21 protein-coding genes are annotated in these 21,656 nt (G+C 63.6%); 12 read left to right on the top strand and 9 right to left on the bottom strand.

Translation table 11 applies throughout. The features are described 5' to 3' along the window. Window positions 1-15: 15 nt before the first annotated feature. Entirely contained in the window at window positions 16-1,248 is a 1,233-nt protein-coding gene (locus QQ977_RS05465; protein ID WP_285928043.1) for an iron-containing alcohol dehydrogenase, read from the bottom strand. Between the two features lie 176 nt (window positions 1,249-1,424). On the opposite strand from QQ977_RS05465, the gene QQ977_RS05460 reads away from it, so the two are divergent. The 4 genes from QQ977_RS05460 (at window position 1,425) to QQ977_RS05445 (ending at window position 5,644) form a co-directional block, all read left to right on the top strand. Then, window positions 1,425-2,312, top strand: coding sequence for an NAD(P)-dependent oxidoreductase (locus QQ977_RS05460; RefSeq protein WP_285928042.1), 888 nt, complete (start codon window positions 1,425-1,427; stop codon window positions 2,310-2,312). Window positions 2,313-2,427: 115 nt separating this feature from the next. Beyond that, the gene (locus QQ977_RS05455; RefSeq protein ID WP_285928040.1) at window positions 2,428-3,861 is read left to right on the top strand and encodes an aldehyde dehydrogenase family protein; all 1,434 of its coding nucleotides are present in this window, start codon (window positions 2,428-2,430) and stop codon (window positions 3,859-3,861) included. A 178-nt stretch (window positions 3,862-4,039) separates the two neighbouring features. Beyond that, window positions 4,040-4,759: a GNAT family N-acetyltransferase gene (locus tag QQ977_RS05450; protein ID WP_285928038.1), complete on the top strand. Its 720-nt coding sequence runs from the start codon at window positions 4,040-4,042 to the stop codon at window positions 4,757-4,759. 84 nt (window positions 4,760-4,843) lie between these two features. Beyond that, window positions 4,844-5,644 carry an IclR family transcriptional regulator gene (locus tag QQ977_RS05445; protein ID WP_285928036.1) on the top strand — a complete coding sequence of 267 codons (801 nt, stop codon included), beginning with the start codon at window positions 4,844-4,846 and terminating at the stop codon, window positions 5,642-5,644. Window positions 5,645-6,214: 570 nt separating this feature from the next. On the opposite strand, the gene rdfA is transcribed toward QQ977_RS05445, so the two are convergent. The 3 genes from rdfA to QQ977_RS05430 all read right to left on the bottom strand — a co-directional run bounded on the left by rdfA (window position 6,215) and on the right by QQ977_RS05430 (window position 8,396). Further along, window positions 6,215-6,817 (bottom strand): rod-determining factor RdfA, encoded by a 603-nt coding sequence (gene rdfA, locus QQ977_RS05440; RefSeq protein WP_285928034.1) that lies wholly within the window; start codon window positions 6,815-6,817, stop codon window positions 6,215-6,217. Window positions 6,818-7,740: 923 nt separating this feature from the next. Then, window positions 7,741-8,052: a DUF7521 family protein gene (locus QQ977_RS05435; RefSeq protein ID WP_285928032.1), complete on the bottom strand. Its 312-nt coding sequence runs from the start codon at window positions 8,050-8,052 to the stop codon at window positions 7,741-7,743. Further along, the gene (locus tag QQ977_RS05430) at window positions 8,049-8,396 is read right to left on the bottom strand and encodes a winged helix-turn-helix domain-containing protein (protein ID WP_285928031.1); all 348 of its coding nucleotides are present in this window, start codon (window positions 8,394-8,396) and stop codon (window positions 8,049-8,051) included. The genes QQ977_RS05435 and QQ977_RS05430 overlap by 4 nt, the downstream gene beginning before the upstream one ends. 172 nt (window positions 8,397-8,568) lie before the next feature. Here QQ977_RS05430 and priS point away from each other — a divergent pair, with 172 nt between their 5' ends. The 3 genes from priS (at window position 8,569) to bcp (ending at window position 11,172) form a co-directional block, all read left to right on the top strand. Further along, window positions 8,569-9,750 (top strand): DNA primase small subunit PriS, encoded by a 1,182-nt coding sequence (gene priS / locus QQ977_RS05425; RefSeq protein ID WP_285928030.1) that lies wholly within the window; start codon window positions 8,569-8,571, stop codon window positions 9,748-9,750. Window positions 9,751-9,760: 10 nt separating this feature from the next. After that, the gene (locus QQ977_RS05420) at window positions 9,761-10,624 is read left to right on the top strand and encodes a hypothetical protein (RefSeq protein ID WP_285928029.1); all 864 of its coding nucleotides are present in this window, start codon (window positions 9,761-9,763) and stop codon (window positions 10,622-10,624) included. Window positions 10,625-10,698: 74 nt separating this feature from the next. Beyond that, complete coding sequence (bcp, locus tag QQ977_RS05415; protein WP_285928028.1) at window positions 10,699-11,172, top strand: thioredoxin-dependent thiol peroxidase; 474 nt, start codon at window positions 10,699-10,701, stop codon at window positions 11,170-11,172. Window positions 11,173-11,237: 65 nt separating this feature from the next. Here bcp and QQ977_RS05410 read toward each other — a convergent pair whose 3' ends face one another. Together QQ977_RS05410 and QQ977_RS05405 are read right to left on the bottom strand one after the other, a co-directional pair. Next, complete coding sequence (locus QQ977_RS05410) at window positions 11,238-13,499, bottom strand: CDC48 family AAA ATPase (RefSeq protein WP_285928027.1); 2,262 nt, start codon at window positions 13,497-13,499, stop codon at window positions 11,238-11,240. After that, window positions 13,496-13,744, bottom strand: a complete 249-nt coding sequence (locus QQ977_RS05405) for an Hsp20/alpha crystallin family protein (protein WP_285928026.1) — start codon at window positions 13,742-13,744, stop codon at window positions 13,496-13,498. Before QQ977_RS05405 ends, QQ977_RS05410 begins: the two co-directional genes overlap by 4 nt. Window positions 13,745-13,947: 203 nt before the next feature. Here QQ977_RS05405 and fer point away from each other — a divergent pair, with 203 nt between their 5' ends. Both fer and QQ977_RS05395 read left to right on the top strand, forming a co-directional pair. Further along, entirely contained in the window at window positions 13,948-15,162 is a 1,215-nt protein-coding gene (gene fer / locus QQ977_RS05400; RefSeq protein WP_285928024.1) for a ferredoxin Fer, read from the top strand. A 164-nt stretch (window positions 15,163-15,326) separates the two neighbouring features. After that, window positions 15,327-15,545, top strand: coding sequence for a hypothetical protein (locus QQ977_RS05395; RefSeq protein ID WP_285928023.1), 219 nt, complete (start codon window positions 15,327-15,329; stop codon window positions 15,543-15,545). A gap of 254 nt (window positions 15,546-15,799) precedes the next feature. On the opposite strand, the gene QQ977_RS05390 is transcribed toward QQ977_RS05395, so the two are convergent. Then, the gene (locus QQ977_RS05390) at window positions 15,800-16,963 is read right to left on the bottom strand and encodes a cystathionine gamma-synthase (protein WP_285928021.1); all 1,164 of its coding nucleotides are present in this window, start codon (window positions 16,961-16,963) and stop codon (window positions 15,800-15,802) included. Between the two features lie 89 nt (window positions 16,964-17,052). On the opposite strand from QQ977_RS05390, the gene QQ977_RS05385 reads away from it, so the two are divergent. The 3 genes from QQ977_RS05385 to QQ977_RS05375 all read left to right on the top strand — a co-directional run bounded on the left by QQ977_RS05385 (window position 17,053) and on the right by QQ977_RS05375 (window position 19,519). Then, complete coding sequence (locus QQ977_RS05385) at window positions 17,053-17,250, top strand: DUF1918 domain-containing protein (protein ID WP_285928019.1); 198 nt, start codon at window positions 17,053-17,055, stop codon at window positions 17,248-17,250. A 29-nt stretch (window positions 17,251-17,279) separates the two neighbouring features. After that, window positions 17,280-17,732, top strand: coding sequence for an RNA-binding protein (locus QQ977_RS05380; protein WP_285928016.1), 453 nt, complete (start codon window positions 17,280-17,282; stop codon window positions 17,730-17,732). Window positions 17,733-17,797: 65 nt separating this feature from the next. Beyond that, window positions 17,798-19,519, top strand: coding sequence for a YcaO-like family protein (locus QQ977_RS05375; RefSeq protein ID WP_285928014.1), 1,722 nt, complete (start codon window positions 17,798-17,800; stop codon window positions 19,517-19,519). Here QQ977_RS05375 and QQ977_RS05370 read toward each other — a convergent pair whose 3' ends face one another. Further along, window positions 19,520-19,996, bottom strand: coding sequence for a hypothetical protein (locus QQ977_RS05370; RefSeq protein ID WP_285928011.1), 477 nt, complete (start codon window positions 19,994-19,996; stop codon window positions 19,520-19,522). It abuts the gene before it with no gap. A 137-nt stretch (window positions 19,997-20,133) separates the two neighbouring features. Continuing rightward, window positions 20,134-21,636 (bottom strand): IMP dehydrogenase, encoded by a 1,503-nt coding sequence (gene guaB, locus QQ977_RS05365; RefSeq protein ID WP_285928009.1) that lies wholly within the window; start codon window positions 21,634-21,636, stop codon window positions 20,134-20,136. Window positions 21,637-21,656: the final 20 nt, after the last annotated feature.

Below are 21,656 nucleotides of genomic sequence, written 5' to 3'. Positions count from 1 at the left end.
TGGCGGACGTCAGTATCAGGAGCGTCGCGGGCTGTCGGGTGCGAGCGCGTCGTCGTAGACGGTCACGAACAGCTCCTCGAGTTCCTCCCGGGTCGGTTTGCGGGGGTTGTTGTCGGGCGATCCCGAGTCGATCGCGTCCTGGGCCATCTTGCCGACGGCGTCGACGTACTCCTCGCGGGACGGAATCTCACCGAAGTCGTCCAGATACGACGCGAGGCTGACGTCTTCGCACAGCTCGAGGACGGCCTCGCTCGCCTTCTCGGCTGCCTCGCGATCGGTGTCGTCGGGATCAGCCGCGTCCATCAACCGGGCGATCTCGGCGTACTCCTCGGGTGCGGCCATCGCCGAGAATTCCATCACGTACGGCAGCAGGATGGCGTTTGCCAGCCCGTGGGGGATGTGCAGCTGTGCGCCGAGCGGACGGGCCATCCCGTGGACGAGCGCGACCGAGGAGTTGGTAAAGGCCTGGCCGGCCTGGAGCTGGCCGATCATCATCTCGGTCCGGGCCTCGAGGTCGTCGCCGTTGGCCCACGCGATCGGCATCCAGCGGCCGATGCGCCGAATCGCGCTCCGTGCGAAGTCCTGTGGGACGCTGTAAGATTTGACCGAGACGTAGGCCTCGATCGCGTGGGTGAGCGCGTCGATCCCGGTGAACGCGGTGTGACTCTGGGGCAACGACAGCGTCAGTTCCGGGTCCTCGACTGCCACGTCCGGCACGACGTTTTTCGAGACGATGAGGAACTTCGTGTCGGTGCTCTCGTCGGTGACGACGACTGACCGGGTCGCCTCACTGCCCGTGCCGGCGGTGGTGTTGACGGCGAGAAGCGGTGGGGTCGGGTTCGGAACGCCCTCGTAGCCCGCTCTGTCGACGCCGAAGTCGCGGATCGAGCCCTCGTTGGCGGCGAGGATGCCGACGCCCTTTCCGGCGTCGATCGAGGAACCACCACCCAGGGTGACGATCACGTCACACTCCTCTCGTTGCCAGAGTTCGTACGCAGACTCGATGTTTTCGACCGTCGGGTCGGGCCGAACGTCCGTGTACGAGACGGTCTCGATCCCCGCTTCCGACAGGTGCTCGCGCACTGCATCGCCGTGGATGTCGTCGATCATCTCGGTCGCGATGAGCAGCGCCCGGCTGCCGTAGAGGTCGGCGTAGTCGCCGACTTCTTCGACCGCGCCAGCGCCGACCACGACCTGGCTGGGTGAGACGATGAGTCGGGTTCCGTGCGTCGGTGTTGGATGTTCCATGCACCCGACGTGATCGGCAACCAATAAAAAAGTTCGTAGCGGAGCAAAAACCGCTGGTAGGCGACTCACGCGGGTGTACGGGTTGGATACACCGTCTTCGCGACTGGCCCGGTTGCAGCCGCGGGAATATAGTCACCGAGCCAAATTTTTTGGTGATCCAGCGAGTCTCGGTACCCATGCGTTCGAACAGAATCGGATTTATCGGCCTCGGAATCATGGGTAAACCGACCGCGAAGAACCTCGTCGATGCCGGATACGACGTCGTCGTCAACGACGTTCGCGACGATCCGGTCGCCGAACTCGAGGACCACGGTGCGGAATCGAGAGAAACGCCGGCCGAGGTCGCCGAGGTAAGCGATACTATCATCACGTTCTTGCCGAAAGGCGAGCACGTCCGGAAGGTCGCACTCGGCGACGACGGAATCGTCGAAGGTGCGGACGAAGGACAGGTGCTGATCGACATGAGCACGATCGGGCCCGGGATGATCCGAGAGGTCGCCGACGCTCTCGCCGACGAAGGGATTCGGACCATCGACGCCCCGGTCAGCGGCTCCGAACAGGGTGCACGGGAAGCGTGGATGCGGATCATGATCGGCGGCGACGAACATCTCGTCGAGGAGTATCGAGAGATGTTCGAAGTGATCGGCGGACAGGTCACGCGCGTCGGCGATACGGGCGCGGGACAGGTCGCAAAAGTCTGTAACAACATGATCGCCGCAGCCGAAGTGGCGAGTCTCTCCGAAGCGCTCGTGTTCGCCGAGAAAGCCGGCATCTCCCAAGAGAAACTCGTCGAGGCGATCGAGGGCGGCGCAGCACAGACCTGGGCGCTCGAGACCCGCGCGGAGGGGATGATCGACGGCGATCTCGAGCCGGGCTTTTTCGGCTCGTACATGTACAAGGATCTCTCGATCGCCGTCGACGACGGCGAGGAGTACGGAGCGCCGATCCCACTTTCTTCGATCAACCACGAACTGTTCAAATCGCTCGAAGAGAAAGGCCGGGGCGAACTCGACTTCTCCGCGGTCGTGACCGTCTACGAGGATATGGCCGGGCTGGACGAGTAACGGACCGACGACCTCGCACTGGTGGCGGCCGTTTCAAACACATTAAACTCATTATATCGACTCGAACTACTCGTCCATTAACATTATATGCCACGGTAGCGACGTCCGTAACACGATGGGAGTCGAAGCACAATCATCCCCAGCGGACGCAGACGCAAGCGATATCGTAGCCGACCTCGTTGCCCGTGGCCGCGACGCCATGTCGGAGATCAGCGATTACAGCCAGGAAGAAGTCGACGAACTCGTCCAGGCTGTCGGATGGGCCGTCTACGAGGAAGACCGTGCCGTTCACCTCTCCGAGATCGCCGTCGAGGAAAGCGACCTCGGGAAGGTCGAGGACAAGATCCAGAAGAAGCGACGCAAGATCCTGGGCGTGCTCCACGACACGCTCGGCGAGCAGTCGGTCGGCGTCATCGACGTCGACGAGGAACGCGGGCTGGTAGACATCGCCAAGCCGGTTGGCGTCGTCGGCGCCGTCGTCCCCTCGACCCACCCGGGAACGACGCCGACCGCGCTCGCGATGATGGCGCTGAAAGGTCGTAACGCGATCATCCTCTCGCCGTCGCCCCGCGGCGAGGAGGTCTGTGAGCTGGTCGTCGAGTACATCCACAACGAACTCGAGAAAGTCGGAGCGCCGAAAGACCTCGTGCAGATGGTCCCGCGACCGGCGAGCAAGAGCAAAGCCTACGAGCTGATGGAGCAGGTCGATCTGCTCCAGGTTACGGGCTCGTCCGCGAACGTTGAACAGGGCCAGAAGTGTGGAACCCCCAACTACTGTGTCGGTGAGGGCAACGCCGTGGCACTCGTCGACGACACCGCCGACATCGAGACGGTCGCCGAGCGGATCCACAAGAGCAAGACCGTCGACCACGCCACCAGCTGCTCGGCTGACAACAACGCCGCGATCGTCGAGGAGGTCTACGACGATCTCATCGAGGCCTTGCAGGACGAGGGCGGATACCTGTGTAACGAGACCGAACGCCAGAAGATTCGAGACACGCTGTTCCCCGAGGGCCACGGCTCGCTCGACACCGACCTCGTCGCTAAGCCGGCGGAGGTCCTCGCCGAGGCGGCCGACCTCGAGAACGAGGCAGCCCACGAGGCGAACTTCTTCATCACCGAAGGAACCGGCATCGGGCCGGAGTACCCGCTCTCGGGCGAGAAACTCGCTGTCGTCCTGAACGTCTTCGAGGTCGCTGACATCGACGAGGCGATCGAGGTGACGAACGACGTCCTCGCGTTCGAAGGTGCCGGCCACTCCTGTGGCATCCACACCGAAGACGACGACGTCGTTCGGAAAGTCGGCAACGAGGTCGACGTCGCCCGCGTCATCGTCAACCAGCCCCACGCGTTCGCAAACGGCGGCTGGTACAAAAACGGTCTCCCGAACACGCTCTCGGAAGGCGGCGGCACGTGGGCCGGCAACCAGTTCGACTGGAACGTGAACTACGAACACTTCATCCAGACGACGACGATAGCGCGACCCCTCGATGGCGCCGAACCGTACAGCGAGGAGCTGTTCGGCTCCTACGTCGAGGAGCACGTGTAACGACAACACGACGACAGCGGCCCACTGGAGTCCGATCTGCCGTTGGTCCCGAGCCGCCCGTTTTTAGCCATGGTTTTTCGGGCGGCTTTCGTGTGTTGTGGGCGCACGCGAGCTGTGACTCGAGCCGAGCCACGCCTACAGATAGTTTTACATGGGTCGCCATCCCATACGGAGTCGTATGGAAGTTCGCGAAGCGAACAGTGCAGATCTGGATGCGATCGAGGAGATTGCTCGTCGATCGTTACAGGCATCGTATGCACTCAGCCCGGCGATAATCGACGAGGCGATCACACAGTGGTACGGCCACGACGCGTTCGCGAGTACGCTCGAGCAGTCGGATCGGCTCGTCTTGGTCGCCACCCGCGGAGACGAGGTCGTCGGGTTCTCCGAGAACACCGTCGGGACCTACAGCGATGTCAACTGGCTTCACGTCATGCCCAGACACCGCGGCCGAGGGGTCGGCTCGGAGCTGTTCGAACGAAGTCGGTCAGCGCTTCAGGCGAGGGGAGCAGAGCACCTCCGTGGACGCGTCCTGAACGTGAACACCGACGGGAACGCGTTCTACGAGCACCACGGGCTCCAGAAAATCGACGTCAACCGAGTCGAGATCGGTGGACGGTCGTTCGTCGAGAACGTCTACGGCGAGACGGAGATGGCAACGCGAAAGACGGTGACGACGCCGGAGGGGGGACGGCTGTACGTCGCATCTGAGACGGACCAGGGGTCGAACGGGGCGTTCCGTGCCGTCTACACCGATCCCGAACGAAACGACCAGTACGGTTACTACTGCGATCGGTGCGACGGACTCGCGACAGCGATGGACGCGATGGGCCGTCTCGAGTGCAGCGAGTGTGGGAACGTTCGGAAACCGATGCGCTGGGACGCCGCATACCTCTGACCTCGGATCGACGACACGGCGTATGCTGTCAAGTGTTATGCCGAAACGCACGATTAAGTAGCATGGCATATACTCGAGGGAGTAATGGCCGACGACAGGACGCAACGCCCGACGGCGAACGCGGACGGGGAGATAGAGTCGAGTGCAGCAGTAAAGTCCAATCGAACGCTGTTTGCGATCATCGACGAACTCCAGACACGCGGATCAGCCGGCGTCACCGAGCTGGCAAACGAGATCGGGTTCTCGAAGAGCACGGTTCACAAACACCTGACGTCTCTCGAGGAGGAAGACTTCGTCGTTAACGACGGTGGACGGTACCGGCTCGGGTTCAGATTTCTGACGATCGGCGGAACGCTCCGTGACGAGAACGACCTCTGTCACCAGGCCAACGTAAAAGCCGGCGAACTCGGCAACGAGACCGACCAGATGGTACTCGTCTCGATCAAAGAGGAAGGACGAGGGATCTTCACGTTCGTCGACCGGAGTCGGTACGACATCAAAAACATCATTCTCGGTGAACGGTTTCACCTGCACGCGACTGCCTCCGGGAAGGCGATGCTCGCGACACACGCCGACGAGGAGATCGAAGAGATCGTCGACGACAACGGACTGACCGAGCTGACGTCGAGTACGATTACCGACAAGGCGGAACTGCTCGAGCGGATCGGAGTCATCAGGGAGCGAGGGTACGCACTCAACTTAGAGGAGCGACAACGCGGAATACGAGCCGTCAGCGCCGCTACAACCCATCCGGAAACCGGAATGGCGTGTGCGATGACCGTTGCTGGCCCGGCGAACCGACTGCCGAAACAGGAACTCGAGGGGACGTACGCAAACGCCGTGCTTGGCGCGGTGAACGAACTTGAACTCGAGATGCGCTACTGACAGCTGTTTCTCTACAAGAAACACAGACGGGTCGACGTGACTCGGATCACCGACCGCAGACGGCAGACACAGACAGCCGCGTAGGATCGTGTCCCGTCTGCTGGCCAGCGCCATCACGTCACCGGGAGTCCCGTTACCGCAAGTCAACCGAAAGCCGCGACGACTGCGGTCGCTTACCCGTCGCGATCGACGAGCCACCTGGGCGAGCGCCATGCGTTTCGTATCAATAAACGCCCGCGGCTCCGGCTGACGACTGCGCGCGACTGGTAGTGACGTTGAGTTCGATTGTAACACCTCATATCTGGTGTTCCAGGATCGGACAGCCGAATCGAGCCACGGTATTGTGGAAAAACGGGAGAAGAACCCTGTTGGCGGCGGTTTCGATCACCCTATATCAATACTCTTGATAATACAGCGACCCTGGAACAGTAGTGTCGTTTCCTATTAGAGAACATCTTCGGCGGGCAGACGCGTCGAGTCACCGGTACGTAACAGCCATACCAGTGTTATTTTCGTCGTGGCAGACGCCATTCAGCCGTAACTGCCATAGTACCGTTATGGATAAGGGCATCAACAGTCGCACGCACGTTCCTCCAGGAGGTCCTCGATCGGAAACTGCGTTTCACAGTCGTTGCAGTAGACGCGGGCGTTGACGAACACGTCGAACTCGCCGAGGGAGATGTGGTCCCGTTTTTTTAGCTCCTCGAGTTCGCCGGCCGAAACCGTCTGCATTCGACCCTGTAGTCGAAGAATGCGGTCGCGACTGCTCTCGACCGGATCGGTATCGTCTCGTTCGTACTCGACGTCCTGATACTTCGTCAGGTACGTCCGGATAGCCTGGTAGGAGACGAAGTCGTTCTCCAATGCGTCGACATCGATTCCCGCCCGCTCGAGCCGCCGTCGAGCCTGCACACGCGTGCCACCGCTGACGTCGTCAGTCAACAGACGGTACATGTTGTCCAGTTCCCCGTCGAGCGTGTCGACGCCAGCGTCCGCAAGCGCCGACTCGAGGGTTCGCTTGTTGAAGAATTCGGCGAGTTCGCGGAGGCTGTATCGATCCTCGTCTCTGGTCCACCGCTGCGCAAGTTCCCGTTCGATACCGTCGAGCTCGTAGGTATCGATGACGCGGCCGACCTTCGAGCGCGAACGAGAACTGTCAGTGTCGTCAGCCATGTCGATACGTAGACGAACGAACGGTAAATCTGTACCGCTTTCGCGTAGCGATCACGAACGGTCGAACGACGATCGAGCCGTCGAGAGCAGACTACCGTCAGTCGCCCGATCCAAGCCTGGTCTGACAAAGATAATTTCTGAAAGTTAATAGACCCTGACCGACTGCCAGCCAGGTATTTAGTATATTTCACCCATTCATAACGTCCAGTTCCATCGAAGTCCGGTACGGTCGGGCTAACGCACCACCAAGCTCCCGACAGCGAACGATCCGACGCTCCTCTCGCGGTTTTATAGCCCATTATATCAGATCTTGTCGTTTCTGCACCGGCTTCTCGTCCGACGGAACGATTCGGGTGTCACACTCCGACGTCGATCCAGATATTAACGTGGTAGCCGCGACCGATTCGAGCTATACCGTCCGTATACCGACGCTACTGGCCGTATTTCGCCGCCATATGCCGTTTAGATAGCACGGTTTCGATCGCACGCGAAGCGTTCTGTAGCCGCCGCCAATATATGATAGAAATATGTTATTCTCCACCTACACCTACCCGTCCCTGTATTATGGAATCTCATTTACTCCCATAAGTTTATTAGCAGTTTGCCAAAGGACGATTACGCTGGCTACGCTCGGGTCCTGAGGTGGGCCTGCGCCGTCACCGGCGTGGTATCCCGAGCGTTTTCTCGGTCAGAAAACGCCGTCAGGGTATTACTACCCGCGGCGACGACCGATCGAACGGGGACGCGGACACGCCGGATCCGTGTTCCCGACAGCCGGCTGCAGTCGACGCCTCTGACACAGTCGACCGACGTCGGTCATCCCACCTGTTCCCGGTTTACGTCGACCGCCGGGACGCGACGCCCGTCGCGTGCCAGCGTGTCGCCGTCCCATCGGCCCTCCACGCGAACCGGAACGACGCCGGTCAGTGCCGGCCGTACAGCGAATACGTGATCGCAACCAGCCCGAGCAGCCGGCTTACGTTCTCGAGAAAGACGATGACGATCCAGTCGGGACCGAAGAGCGTGTTGACGGTGACGTTGACGAGAAACGGACACAGCGTCAGTAACAGGAGACCGATCGCGAGATACAGCATCGACGTACTGTCGTTTCGCCGGTAGCCACGGTAGGCCTGGTAGGCAATGAGCGTCCCGACGAGCGCGACGAGAAAGAGACTCGCCACGGTCAGCATCTCGAACAGCGTCGCCTGATCGAGGCGAACGACGTCGCGGCTCATCGCATCCCCTCCCACATGCGGGTGAACTTGTCGGCGACGTCCTCGTCCCGGTAGTCGACAGCGAGGGCAAACTCGCCGTCGTCGAGCGAGAGCTCCAGGCTGTCGAGGTTCGCCTCGTAGACGCTGTAGTGGTTGCCGTCCGCTGCGAGTTCGGTTTCTTCGGTGACGAGGTGACACTCCTCCAGTCGCTCGAGGCGACGATAGATCGTCGGCAGAGAAGCGTCACACCGGTCGCTCAACGTGCTGGCAGACATGGGTTCGACGCTCGTTTCGGTGAGGATCGCTCGTGCGTACTCGTCGTCGAGAACAGCGAGCAGTTCCGAGAGGTCGGGCTCCTCACTCACGCTTTCGTATCGTTCTAACAATCGTATGATAAGCGCTTTGTTCCGCGGCCGGCCGGCGTCCGTCGCTCGCGACGAGATACGATCACCGGTAACAATCGATCGCGACCGACAGTCGGACGAGACGGACAGTCCGGCACCATTATACCATCGCCGCTCCGAGTACGGAAAGCGCATGGAGGAGCGAACGAGGGCGTACCTGCGTGGACGGTTCCGGGATCACTACCGCCGGACGGAGATCACGCCGCCACCTGCGGCCACCGAACGCGAGTGGGGGTACATTCCGTGGACCAGCAGTCCGGGAACGACGATGGTCCGGCACCGGTCGCTGCTCGAGCTCGGCGACCCGTCGTCGTTTCTCGAGCGCGAGCGTCCCCGTCACGTCTACTTCTCGGCCGGACGATACGACGACCCGGGTGCGGGATCGATGAACGAGAAGGGATGGCGCGGTTCGGATCTCGTCTTCGACCTCGACGCCGACCACCTTCCGGGCGTCACTCCGGGCGAGGACTCCTACGCCGAGATGCTGGCGACGTGTAAAGACGCGCTCCGTCGACTGCTCGACTTTCTCGAGGACGATTTCGCCTTCGAAGAGCTCGAAGTCGTCTTCTCCGGCGGTCGTGGCTACCACGTCCACGTTCGCGACGAGCGCGTCCAGGACCTCGAAAGCGAGCACCGCCGCGAGATCGTCGACTACGTCCGCGGCATCGGACTGGAGTTCGAGGAGCTGATCGAGACCGAGACCGTCGCGGGACTGGGCCGCGAGACCCCGACCGAACGACGTCTGCTCGAGGCAGACGGTGGCTGGGGGAGACGCACCCACCAGCGGTTCGTCTCGTTCGTCGACGACCTGCTCGAGTGCGAGGAAGACGACGCCATCGCGCGGCTGCAGGAGTTCGACGGCATCGGCGAAAGGAGAGCAGCGGCGATGTTGAACGCCGCCCGGAACAACCGTGAGGGACTCGAGGCGGGTAACGTCACGGTCCACGCCGCCGTCTCCCAGCTCGCAGAACGCTTTGTCGCACGGACGGTCGAGCGAGAGCACGCACCGATCGACGAACCCGTCACGACCGATACGAACCGACTGATCCGCCTGCCAGGGAGCCTCCACGGCGGCAGCGCCCTCGAGACGGTCCGGATCGATCGCGAAGAGATCGACGACTTCGATCCGCTGGTCGACGCCGTCCCCGAGACGTTCCACGGTCACGAGGTCGCCGTCGACGTCACCAGCGGGGGCGAGATCGAACTCGGCGGCGATATCTTTACGGTATCGGACGGTGACCAATCACTCCCGGAGTACGTCGCAATGTTTCTTATGACACGCGGCAGGGCGGAAAAGGAGAAAGAACGAACGTGAGAGAGAACGAATGAACCTAGACGAGTTGCGCACGGTCCAGAGTACGGAGCGAACGAAGGACAGCCTCCAGCACCTTCGACCGTCGTTCTACCAGGAGGTCGGCGAGTACATCGCCGATCTCGAGGCCGAGCGCGACCGCCTCGCCGCGGAACTCGACGACCCGTTTTCGTCGCCGGAGATACGACAGCTCACCGACGAGGTCGAGACCGCGAAAGACGTCGTCGAAGCCGTCTACGAACGCCGGATGGGAAAGCTCGTCAAACAGGCGAGTCTCGCCGCCGCCGGCATGAACGCCGACGACGAAGGCCTGACGGCCGAGGAACAGGACCTCTTCGAGGATCTCGTCGCTCGCATCGAATCGAACAAGGGGCGCGTCCTCGACGTCCTCGAGGGCGAACAGCCGGTGACGACAGAAAGCGACGGCGATCCACCGACCGACCAGACGGCGGCCGACCGCTCGAGCGACACAGACGACACACCGCCGCCTCCGCCGGCGGAGCCGCCGACCGATCGACGGCCGTCAGCGTCCGCCGTCGACAGCGACGCCACCGACGACATCACTGCGGCGGACGTCATGGGTGGTGACGTCGTCGATTCGCCGTCGCCGACGGCACCGGGGTCCGACGACGGAGCCGACGACGAACCGACGACGGATACCGAAACGTCGCCGGAGGCGAGATCGGCCACAGACAACGCCGGGGATCGCTCGAGCGACGACGTCGATCGCGTCACCGTCCGGATCACCTGCGACGTCGGCTCGATCCTCGGCGTCGACGACCGCGAGTACACGCTCGCAAGCGACGACGTGGTCACCCTACCCGAACGGAACGCGGCGCCGCTTGTCGAACGCGACGCAGCGGAGCCACTCGAGTGAGCGGACTCGAGTCCTCGAGGCGGACACCCGTTCGAGACCGATAAACATACCTTCGCTCGGTCGAACACGTCGCTATGCTCGACGTCGGCGAAACGGCACCCGAATTCGTACTGCAGAACCAACACGGCGAGATGGTTCGTCGCTCGGACTTCGAGGGGCAGCGTCTCGTCCTGTACTTCTACCCCCGGGCGAACACCAGAGGCTGTACCGTCGAAGCACAGGGCTTTCGAGACGAGCGGTCTGTCTTCGCGGACCGAGACGTCGCGATCGTCGGCGTTAGCGACGACCCCGTCTCCGATCTCGCGTCCTTCGCCGACGATCACGACCTCGAGTTCGACCTGCTCTCGGACGAAAACGGCGAGGTGTCGACACTGTATGAGTCCTACGGCGAGAAACAGATGTTCGGCAACACCTTCGACGGCGTCTTCCGGAACACGTACGTGATCGACGCCGAGGGGACGATCGAGGCGGTCTACGAGGACGTCACACCCGAGGGCCACGCCGAGGAGATCCTCGCGGATCTGGGATCGACTGCGGTCTCACACTGATCGGCGACGACGCGACGCAAACGCGATGTCCCTGGGGTGTAGCAGAGCGCAACTGCCCGCAGTCCTCACTGGAACGTGCGTCCGAGCTGGTCTTCGGTCTCGGGTTCGGCAGTCTGGAACTCCTCTTCGATCTCCTCGTAGCGTTCGCGGGTCTCGGGAGTCACGCTCGGGCCGATCTCCGTTAAGGCGTTCTCGAAGTGTTCTTTGCTGATGCGGACGTTGCCGACGCTTTCGTCGATCTCCTCGGGATCGACCGAGTCGATGAACTCGCGAGTGGCCTCCATCGATGCCTCGCGACAGACCGCTTCGATGTCCGCGCCGACGTAGCCGTCCGTTTCGGCGGCGAGCCACTCGAGATCGATCGCGTCGGCGAGTGGTTTCTCGCGGGTGTGAACCTCGAAGATCTTCTTGCGACCCTCCTCGTCGGGAACGGGCACGTGGACGTGCCGGTCGAGCCGGCCCGGTCGGAGCAGGGCCTGGTCGATCAGATCCGGCCGGTTGGTCGTCGCGATGACGACGACGTCTTCGAGCTCCTCGAGCCCATCGAGTTCCGTCAACAGCTGGGAGACGACGCGTTCGCCGACGCCGGAGTCGCCGGTCGTCTGTCCGCGTTCGCCCGCGATCGAGTCGATCTCGTCGAAGAAGATCACGGTCGGAGCGTTCGAGCGTGCCTTCTCGAAGACCTCGCGGACGCCCTTCTCGGACTCGCCGACGTACTTGTTGAGCAGTTCGGGGCCTTTGATCGAGATGAAGTTCGACTGGGCCTCGTTGGCGACGGCTTTCGCGAGCAGCGTCTTGCCGGTGCCGGGCGGGCCGTACATGAGCACGCCCTTGGCGGCTTCCATGTCCATCTGCTCGAAGACTTCGGGATAGTCGAGTGGCCACTGGATCGTCTCGCGCAGACGCTCTTTGGTGTCCTCGAGGCCGCCGACGTCGTTCCAGGAGACGTCCGGCACCTCGACGAAGACCTCCCGCATCGCGGAGGGCTGGATGCCCTTGAGCGCCTCCTTGAAGTCCCGTTCGGTCACCTGCAGCGACTCGAGCACTTCGGCGTCGATCTCCTCGCTCTCTAAGTCGAGGTCGGGGCGAATGCGACGCAGGGCGTTCATTGCGCTCTCGCGAGTGAGACTCTCTAAGTCGGCCCCGACGAAGCCGTGGGTGTTCTCGGCGTACTGCTCTAAGTCGACGGCGTCGGACAGGGGCATCCCGCGGGTGTGAACCTGCAGGATCTCCTTGCGGCCGTCCTTGTCGGGGACACCGATTTCGATCTCACGGTCGAAACGGCCGCCACGTCGGAGTGCGGGGTCGATGTCGTCGATCCGGTTCGTCGCAGCGATGACCGTGACCCGACCCCGTTCCTCTAAGCCGTCCATCAGCGAGAGCAGCTGTGCGACGACGCGGCGCTCGACGTCGCCGCCTGCTTCCTCGCGTTTGGCGGCGATCGAGTCGAGTTCGTCGATGAAGACGATCGCGGGCGCGTTCTCTTCTGCCTCCTCGAAGACTTCGCGCAGTTGCTCTTCGGACTCGCCGTAGTACTTCGACATGATCTCCGGCCCGGAGATCGTCTGGAAATGAGCGTCGATCTCGTTGGCGACGGCTTTCGCCATCAGCGTCTTGCCCGTCCCCGGCGGACCGTGGAGCAAGACGCCCTTCGGCGGCTCGATGCCGAGTTGCTGGAACAGCTCGGGGTGGCGCATCGGGAGTTCGATCATCTCCCGGACCTGGTCGAGTTCGTCGTCTAAGCCGCCGATGTCCTCGTAGGTGACGTTCGGGACGCCCTCGGGCGTCTCGCCGGCGGCCTCGCTTATCTGTTCGGCCGGCGTCTCGGAGATCTCGATGCTCGTCGAGTCGGTGATGACGACGGTGCCCGACGGAGAGGTGCTCGCGATCTTCAGCGGCACCGACTGGCCGGAGCGGCTCATCGGGCCAAAGGACAGCGAGAACGGCACCGTCTGTCCCTCGGTGACGGCCTGGCCGGAAAGCTTGTCACGCACGAGCGGCCCGATGTCGCCTTTGATCCGGAGGTTCTGTGGCAAAGCGACCGTCACCGACGAGGCGGGCTTGACGTCTGCTTTCTCGACGGTGACCCGGTCGTCGATCCCGACGTTCGCCTCCTGTCGGAGCCGGCCGTCGATTCGGACGACGCCGTTGCCCTCGTCCTCGGGATAGCCGGGCCAGACGCGTGCGACCGCCTGTCCGTCGCCGTTGCCGGAGATGAGGATGTAATCCCCGTTCTCGAGGTCGAGTTTGCGCATCGAGGCGCGGTCGATCGCTGCGAGTCCACGCCCTGCGTCTTTCTGTTTGAGTGGTTTGACAGTGAGTTTCATGCGTCGCCCTCCACCTCGATAGTGAGGACACCGTTTTTCATAAACGCTTGCGCGTCTCCGACGTCGGCCGGGAGCTCGAGCTCGCGCTGGTCGTCCTCGAAGACGACGATCACGGTGTCGTCGACGACGTCGACGGCCGCGTCGGCCTCGACCGCGCCGAAGTCGACGGCCACGATCGTCTCGTCGCCGTAGTCGTACTGTCGTGCCATCTGCCCGTCGTCGCGGGCGAGGTGCTCGATCTTCATTACTAACTCGAGGTAAGCACTGACAGTATTTAAACCCTTTCCCAGTAACCAATGGACGTAGAAGGGGTCCCAGTATTAACACTGTTCGCGGTTCACAGCAGAGGGGCACGTCGAGCGCAGCCGGTGATCGGACCACGATCACTCGTCGGATCGTGTGACACCCCCACGATTGATACGCCGAGACAGTGTATCGAATCAGGACGATGTACGACAGGATTCTCGCTCCGACGGACGGAAGCCGGATCGCAGAGCGCGCAGGCGAGCACGCATGCGAGTTAGCACGACGTTTCGGTGCCGATCTCTCCGTCGCCACCGTCCTCGAGGACGACGATCGCGAGCGCGCCGAGCGCGCGGTCGACGCTGTTGCCGAGCACGCGACCGAACGCGGCGTCGACGCGACGACGGAGATTCTCGATCGGGAGGCGTCCGTCGCCGAGACCGTCATCGAGTACGCGACCGATCACGACGTCGACTGTATCGTGATGGGAACCCAGGGTCGAAGCGGACTGGATCGATTCCTGCTGGGCAGCGTCGCCGAAGAACTCCTGCGCGAGTCGCCGCTTCCGGTGGTGACAGTTACCGAGGGAGCCGACCCGAGACCGGACCTCGAGCGGGTGCTGGTCGCGACCGACGGCAGCGACAGCGCAACCGCAGCCACCGATCACGCGATCGAGCTCGCGACGGAAGCGGGGGCGACGCTACACGTCGTTCACGTGACCGACGCCCTGCTGGCCGGCGAGCGCGAGACGGTCGAGGTCGCCCCCGGCGAGGAGATCGGAACCGACGCCATCGACGACGTCCTCGAGCGAGCACAGGGGACCGACCTGGAGACGATCCACACCGCGGTCGTCCCCGGCCGAACGCACCAGGCGATCCTCGCGTACGCGACCGAACACGACGTGGACGCGATCGTCATGGGCACGCACGGTCGGACCGGTCTCGGCCGGTACCTGCTCGGGAGCACCACGGAGCGGGTCGTTCGCTTCGCCACCGTCCCCGTGACCGGCGTCCGGCCGGAGCCAGGACCGACGACGACCGTCGAGTACCTCGACTACCAGGTGCTCGAAGAGCAGGGCTGGTCGCTCGAGGACGAGGACCTCTTCGAGCAGGCCGCCGAGGCCGACCTCGGGGAAGACGCCTACGGCACCCTCGAGGTCGAACAGGGCGAGTACGTCCTCGATGCTGCCGAGGCCGAGGGAGAAGACTGGCCCTTTTACTGTCGCGTCGGCGGCTGTGTGGACTGTACCGCCGCCGTCCTCGAGGGCGACCTCGAGATGGACGAGAACCGGCAGCTGAGCGACGAGGAAGTCGAGGAGAAAGGATTCCGGCTCACCTGTGTCGGGACGCCGACGACCGAGGAGGTCACGCTCGTCTACAACGTCAAGCACCACGAGGATCTCCAGGATCGGGTCATGTGATCGTGGCACCGTCGGGTCGATGGCGATCGGAGGGGTGGTAGTGTCCGCTCGAGGCCGAGCGCACGATCGGACCCGCAGACGCAGCCGCCTTCGCCACCCGGTTCCACGTTCGGTACTGGACGACCATCGAAAGAACAATTGTTCGACAGGCGAACTATCGGGCGATGACCGGAACGAACTCGCCGTGGATATACTCGCCGTGGGTGTTCCTCTCCGTTGCGATCGGCGGACTGTTGCTTCCGTTCCTGATCCTGTATGCGATCTGGGCCGGCGACGTCCTCTCGCTTGCGATCCTCTTGCTCCTCGTGGTCGTCCTCTGGATGTTGTACAACGTCGTCGAACGGTTGTCGAGGATCGAAGCGACGCTCGCCGACGATCGATAGAAGCAGTCCATTGCCGTTGTTTTCACCTCTGTTTCGATGAACCAACCGATACGTAGGTGTGCAAACTGCTCGCTTCGCTCGCAGTTTCCCAGTAGACAGTTCGCCGTCCGAGACGCGCGACAGCGCGTCTCTCTGCGAGATGACGAACGCACTGCGAGCGAAGCGAGCAGTAAGTGAGTCAGCTGTATTTACCGTTCGTCGGGTAGTCGCAGAGAGGACGCGAACCGTTCTATGGCGCCCTCCCGGTATAGCAATTACTCGAGTCCCGCCTCGAACGCCCCCTCCAGATCGCCGATCAAGTCGTCGACGTGCTCGATACCGACGCTAACCCGGATCAGGCCGTCGGTGAGCCCGGCCGCGAGGCGTTCCTCCCGTGGAATGGCGGCGTGGGTCATCGGCGCAGGCTGTTCGATCAGACTCTCGACGCCGCCTAAGCTCTCCGCGAGGGTAAAGACCTCCGTCGCGGAGACGACCTCGCTCGTCTCCTCGAGCGTCGCATCGAGTTCGAAACTCAACATCCCGCCGAAGTCGTCCATCTGTTCGCGGGCGAGTTCGTGGCCGGGGTGGCTCTCGAGGCCGGGGTAGTAGACCCGGGAGACGTCGGGGTGGTCCTGCAACCAGTCGGCAATCGCGCGGGCGTTCTCGCAGTGACGACCCATGCGAACGGGCAGGGTCTTCGTTCCCCGGAGGACGAGAAAACACTCGAAGGGGCCGGGGGTCGCGCCGACGGCGTTCTGGTAGAAGCCGAAGCGCTCGTCGAGGTCTTCGTCGTTCGTCACGAGCGCCCCGCCGACGACATCGGAGTGACCGCCGAGGTACTTCGTCAGCGAGTGCGAGACGACGTCGGCACCGAGTTCGAGCGGGCGCTGGAGGTACGGCGTCGCGAAGGTGTTGTCGATCGCACAGATGGCGTCGTTCGCGTGGGCGATCTCGGCTGCGCCCTCGACGTCGACGATCGACATGAGCGGGTTCGTCGGCGTCTCGAGCCAGAGCAGTTCGGTCTCGGGACGACACGCCGCCTCGATCGCCTCGAGGTCGGTCATGTCGACGAAGCTGAACTCGAGGTCGTACTCCTCGTAGACCTGCGTGAAGATGCGGTGAGTGCCGCCGTAGACGTCGGTTCCGGTGACGACGTGATCGCCAGCCTCGAGCAGGTTGAGTACGGTGTTGATCGAGGCCATTCCCGAGGCGAAGGCCCGGCCGTACTCGGCATTCTCGAGGCTCGCGAGGTTCTCCTCGAGATCAGCACGTGTGGGGTTGCCGGTCCGGGAGTACTCGTAGCCGCGGTGTTCGCCGGGGGCGTCCTGTTCGTAGGTGGAGTTGGCGTGGATGGGCGTCATCAACGCGCCCGTCTCCGGATCGGGCTCCTGGCCGGCGTGGATCGATCGCGTCTCGAACCGAAACTCGTCGTCGGTCATGGGAGAGACGACGACGCGAAGGCAAGTCATCCTGTCGACCGGACGATTCGAATCAGTCCCTTTTTACCCCATGCCGGGGAACTGCGACTATGAGCTTCGAGGAAGACGACCGCGTCGTCTTACACGACGAGCACAGCGAGTTCGACGGCGAAGTCGGAACCGTCACTCAGACGATGGAGTCGATGTTCGGCGACGTCACCTACACGATCAGCTTCGAGGATGGTCAGGAGACCGGCGTTCCCGAAGACGCTCTCGCAGCCGCCGACGGCGACGACACCGAAGAGTAATCACCCGACCTGCTACGGCTTTCCCGTCGATGCCCAAGATCCCGCTTCACTACGTCGACCTGCGAGCGTTCTGTTACGCCACCGAGGACGAGAAACGCGTCGAGGAGGCGCTTCGAACGTTCCTACCCGAGGAGTTCGAGATAGATCGCGCCGAGACCGAAGGTCACTACGGCGACCGCATCCTCGTCCTCTCGGCCCGCGTCGAGAACGCCGACGACGTCCGGTACGTCCTCTCGCGACTGGCGGATCTCGCGGAACTCGACCGGCTGCTCGCGGAACTCGACCAGCGGGTTACCGAGAACACCGAACTGTTCGTAACGCTAGACAAACAGGCGGCTTTCGAAGGGGAGGTCCGCCTCGGCGACGGAATCACGTTCCGGGCGAAAGTCGAGGCCTACCCCGCGAAAAAAGAGCAGGCGATCGAAAACGCCGAGGAGGTCCTCGAGCGACTTCGCGACGAGGACCGCGAGTCGACCGCGTAGCAGAGCGTACCGAGAGACCGGTCGAAAACCTTCACTGACTTACGTTCGGCCGTATAGTCGCCGGTATGGACGTACACGTCGTCGCGGAAGACCCGATTCGCGAGGCCGTCGTGGCCGCGCTCTCGGACGTCGACGTCACGGTCCGGGATGCTGACCCGGCCGACGTCGAAAACGCCCGCTTTGCCGTCGTCAGCGACGTCGCCGGCGCGGAATCGATCCGGAGCGCGAACGACGCGGCGCTTGCAGGAAACACCCCGTGGATCGCTGTCGAAATCGGCGGCGTCGGCGGCCATCCACTCGCCGACGTCGACGCGGCCATCTCCGGCTTCGCCCCGAAGACGGGCTGTTTCGACTGTCTCGACGCACGCGTCGGTGCGAACGCGACAGCACTCGCCGAGAAACCGAGTACCGACCGAAGCACGGCCCGACTGGCCGGAGCGATCGCGGGCAGAGAGTGCGTCCGGCTCTTCTCGGGCGAGGAGCCGTCCATCGTGGGCCACGTTCTCGAACTCCCCCACACCCGTCGACGCGTTCTGTCCGTCCCCGGCTGTTCGTGTGACGACGCCGACCGGGACCGCAGCCTCGAGCGCGACGACGACGACGTCGACCTCGAGACGGCAGTCGAACGCGCCGAAGCCGCCATCGACGACCGAGTCGGCATCGTCCGCAGCATCGGCGAACTCGAGTCGTTCCCGGCTCCGTACTACCTCGCGACGAACGCCGAGACCGAGGGGTTCAGCGACGCGAGCGCGCCGACCCAGGCCGCCGGCGTCGACGCCGACTGGAACGCCGCGTTGATGAAAGCCGTCGGCGAGGCCCTCGAGCGCTACTGTGCGGGCGTCTATCGCGAGGACGACTTCGTCCACGCGAGCGCCGACGACCTCGCGTCCGTCGTCTCCCCGACCGACCTGGTCCGCCCGGACAACGCCCTCGAGTTCGATCCCGCGGCGGAGTATCGGTGGGTCGACGGCGAAAACCTCGCGACCGGCGAGACGACGCACGTGCCTGCTGCCGCGGTACAGTTCCCCCAGCCCGGCGAGGGGCTCGTGCCCGCGATCACGACCGGGCTCGGCCTCGGCTCGTCGACGGTCGACGCCCTGCGATCGGGCCTGACCGAGGTCCTCGAACGCGACGCGACGATGCTCGCGTGGTACTCGACGTACGAGCCGCTCGCGCTCGAGACAGACGACGAGGGCGTCACGACGCTCACGAAACGCGCCCGCAGCGAGGGGCTATCGGTGACGCCGCTTCTCGTCACACAGGACGTCGACGTCCCCGTCGTCGCCGTCGCCGTCCATCGGGAGGGTGAGTGGCCGCGGTTTGCAGCCGGCTCCGCGGCCGACCTCGATGTCGCCGCCGCGGCCCGCTCCGCACTCGCGGAGGCGCTGCAAAACTGGATGGAGCTGCGTTCGATCGGTCCCGACGACGCCGCCGACGCCGGCGCGGCGATCGGAGCGTACGCCGAGTTCCCCGAGCCCGCCCGGTCGTTCGTCGACGTCGAGCGGTCGATCGACGCCGACGCCGTCGGTCCCGACACCGTCCCGACGGGTCGTGACGCGCTCGAGGAACTGATCGAGAGAACGGACGCCGCCGGGCTAACGCCGTACGCCACGCGGCTTACGACCCGTGACGTCAGCCGGCTCGGTTTCGAGGCCGTTCGGGTCGTCGTTCCGGGCGCACAGCCGCTGTTTACCGACGAGCCGTACTTCGGAGAACGAGCACGAACCGTGCCGCCGGAACTCGGGTTCGAACCGCGACTCGAGCGGGCGTTTCACCCCTACCCCTGACTACTCGTCGGCGTCGTCGCTCGTCGCGTCCGTCTCGTTCCCGCCGTTTCGTCTCGTCTCGTTCCCGCCGTTTCGTCTCGTCTCGTTTTTCGCATCGCCGTCGCCGTCGTCGATTTCGAGCTCGAGTGAGTCGTCGTACACCCTGACGACGACGAGCTGTGTCTCCGAGGTGATCGTTCCCGTCTCGACTAAGTCGTCGTATTCGTCGTCTCCGTGGCGGACCACGCGAAACCGCTGTTCGCCTCGCTCCAGCCGTCCGGGGATCGCCCGTTCGCCAGGTGTCATCGCGATGCTCTCGTCGTAGGTCTGACGATCCATTCCCCGTTCGTGGGCCTCGAGTTGTACGTTGAACGTGCGGTCGGCTTCGTTGTAGACCTCGATCGGGACCGGGCTTTCGACGCCGACGTCTCCGAGACAGCCCGCGAGTCCGATCGCCCCGAGAGCGCCGGCAGACCGAAGTACTGTACGGCGGTTCACAGTCGCACGTGGGTGCCGGACGACCGTATGTGTTACCGTTCTCGTCTGTGGTGGCGTCATACTGCCGGACGTACGTCGTGAACGATTCTCCCCGCCACGGGGTGGCGAGAACCGTCACACAGTGACGTCCGATAGTATCACTCCTCGTTCGGCGAGTAGTTCGGTGCTTCGTCGGTGATAACCACGTCGTGGGCGTGGCTCTCGGTCTGGCCCGCTGCGGAGACCCGGACGAACTCGCTTCGCTCTTTGAACCCGGGGATCGTCCCCGCGCCGACGTAACCCATCCCCGACTGCATACCGCCGGCGAGCTGGTGGAGCTCGGACTCGAGCGTTCCCTTGTATGGCGTCGCCGCCTCGACGCCTTCGGGGACGTACTCGTCGTCGTCTTCGGGATCGTCCTTGAGATAGCGGTCGCTGTCGCCGGATTTCATTGCGCCGACGCTACCCATGCCGCGGTACTGTTTGTACTTCTTTCCGTTCATCGTAACGACGCGGCCGGGGGCCTCGTCCGTCCCCGCGAAGTACGATCCGAGCATGACGGCGTCGGCACCGGCCGCGACCGCCTTGATCGCGTCGCCGGAGTAGCGGATGCCGCCGTCGGCGATCACCGGCACGTCGTGTTCGCTCGCGACGTCTGCGACCTGGGCGATCGCCGTGATCTGGGGCATTCCCGCCCCCGAGACGACGCGGGTCGTACAGATCGATCCGGGACCGATTCCGACCTTGATCCCGTCTGCGAAGTCGATCAGGTCCGCGGCCGCTTCGCGCGTGCCGACGTTGCCGACGACCACGTCGGCGTCGACCGACTCCTTGATCTCGCGGGCACCGTCGATTACGTTCCGGTTGTGTGCGTGTGCGGTGTCGATAAAGAGCACGTCCGCACCTGCCTCGTCGGCGGCGGTCGCACGTTCGGGTTCGAACGGGCTAACAGCGGCGCCACAGCGAAGCCGCCCCGCCTCGTCGCGGGCGGCCTGCTTGTACTCCCGACGCTGGAGGATGCCCTGCATCGTCACCAGTCCCACCAGCAGGTTCTCCTCGTCGACGACCGGGACGCGTTCGATCTTGTGGTCGTACATCAGATCGAACGCCTCGCGGGCGTCGATGTCCTCGGGGGCGGTGATAACCTCGTCGGTCATCGCCTCGGTGACCGGGTCGTCCTCGTTGACCTCGAGGTGAGGTCGAATGTCCGTACTCGAGATGATACCGAGCACCTCGCCGTTCGTGTTGACGACCGGCGCGCCGCCGACGCCCTCTCGGATCATCATCTCGTCGACCTCGCGGACGGTCATCTCCGGATCGGCCGTGACGACCTCCTCGAGAGGGATGATGAGTTCGTCGGCGCGTTTGATGCGTTCGATCTCCTCGACCATCCGATCGACGGTCATGTTCCGATGGAGCACGCCGAGGCCGCCGTGGCGAGCCATCGCGATTGCCATGTCGCTTTCCGTAACGGTGTCCATCGCCGCCGAGATGATCGGTACCGACACCTCGACGTTTTTCGAGACCCGCGAGGAGAGATCCGCGTCGTCGGGTTCGACTCGGCTCTCTTTGGGCCGCAACAGAACGTCGTCGAACGTCAGCGCCTCCGGTACCTCGAGTTTCGAAGAATAGGGCTCGTGCTCGGGAACGTCGTTCGCCATGTAAACCGTCCGCCGTCGGA

This window comes from Natrialbaceae archaeon AArc-T1-2, assembly GCF_030273315.1.
Taxonomy (GTDB): Archaea; Halobacteriota; Halobacteria; order Halobacteriales; family Natrialbaceae; genus Tc-Br11-E2g1.
The sequence above is the reverse complement of the archived record's forward strand: the minus strand, read 5'-3'. Positions and strand labels throughout refer to the sequence as shown.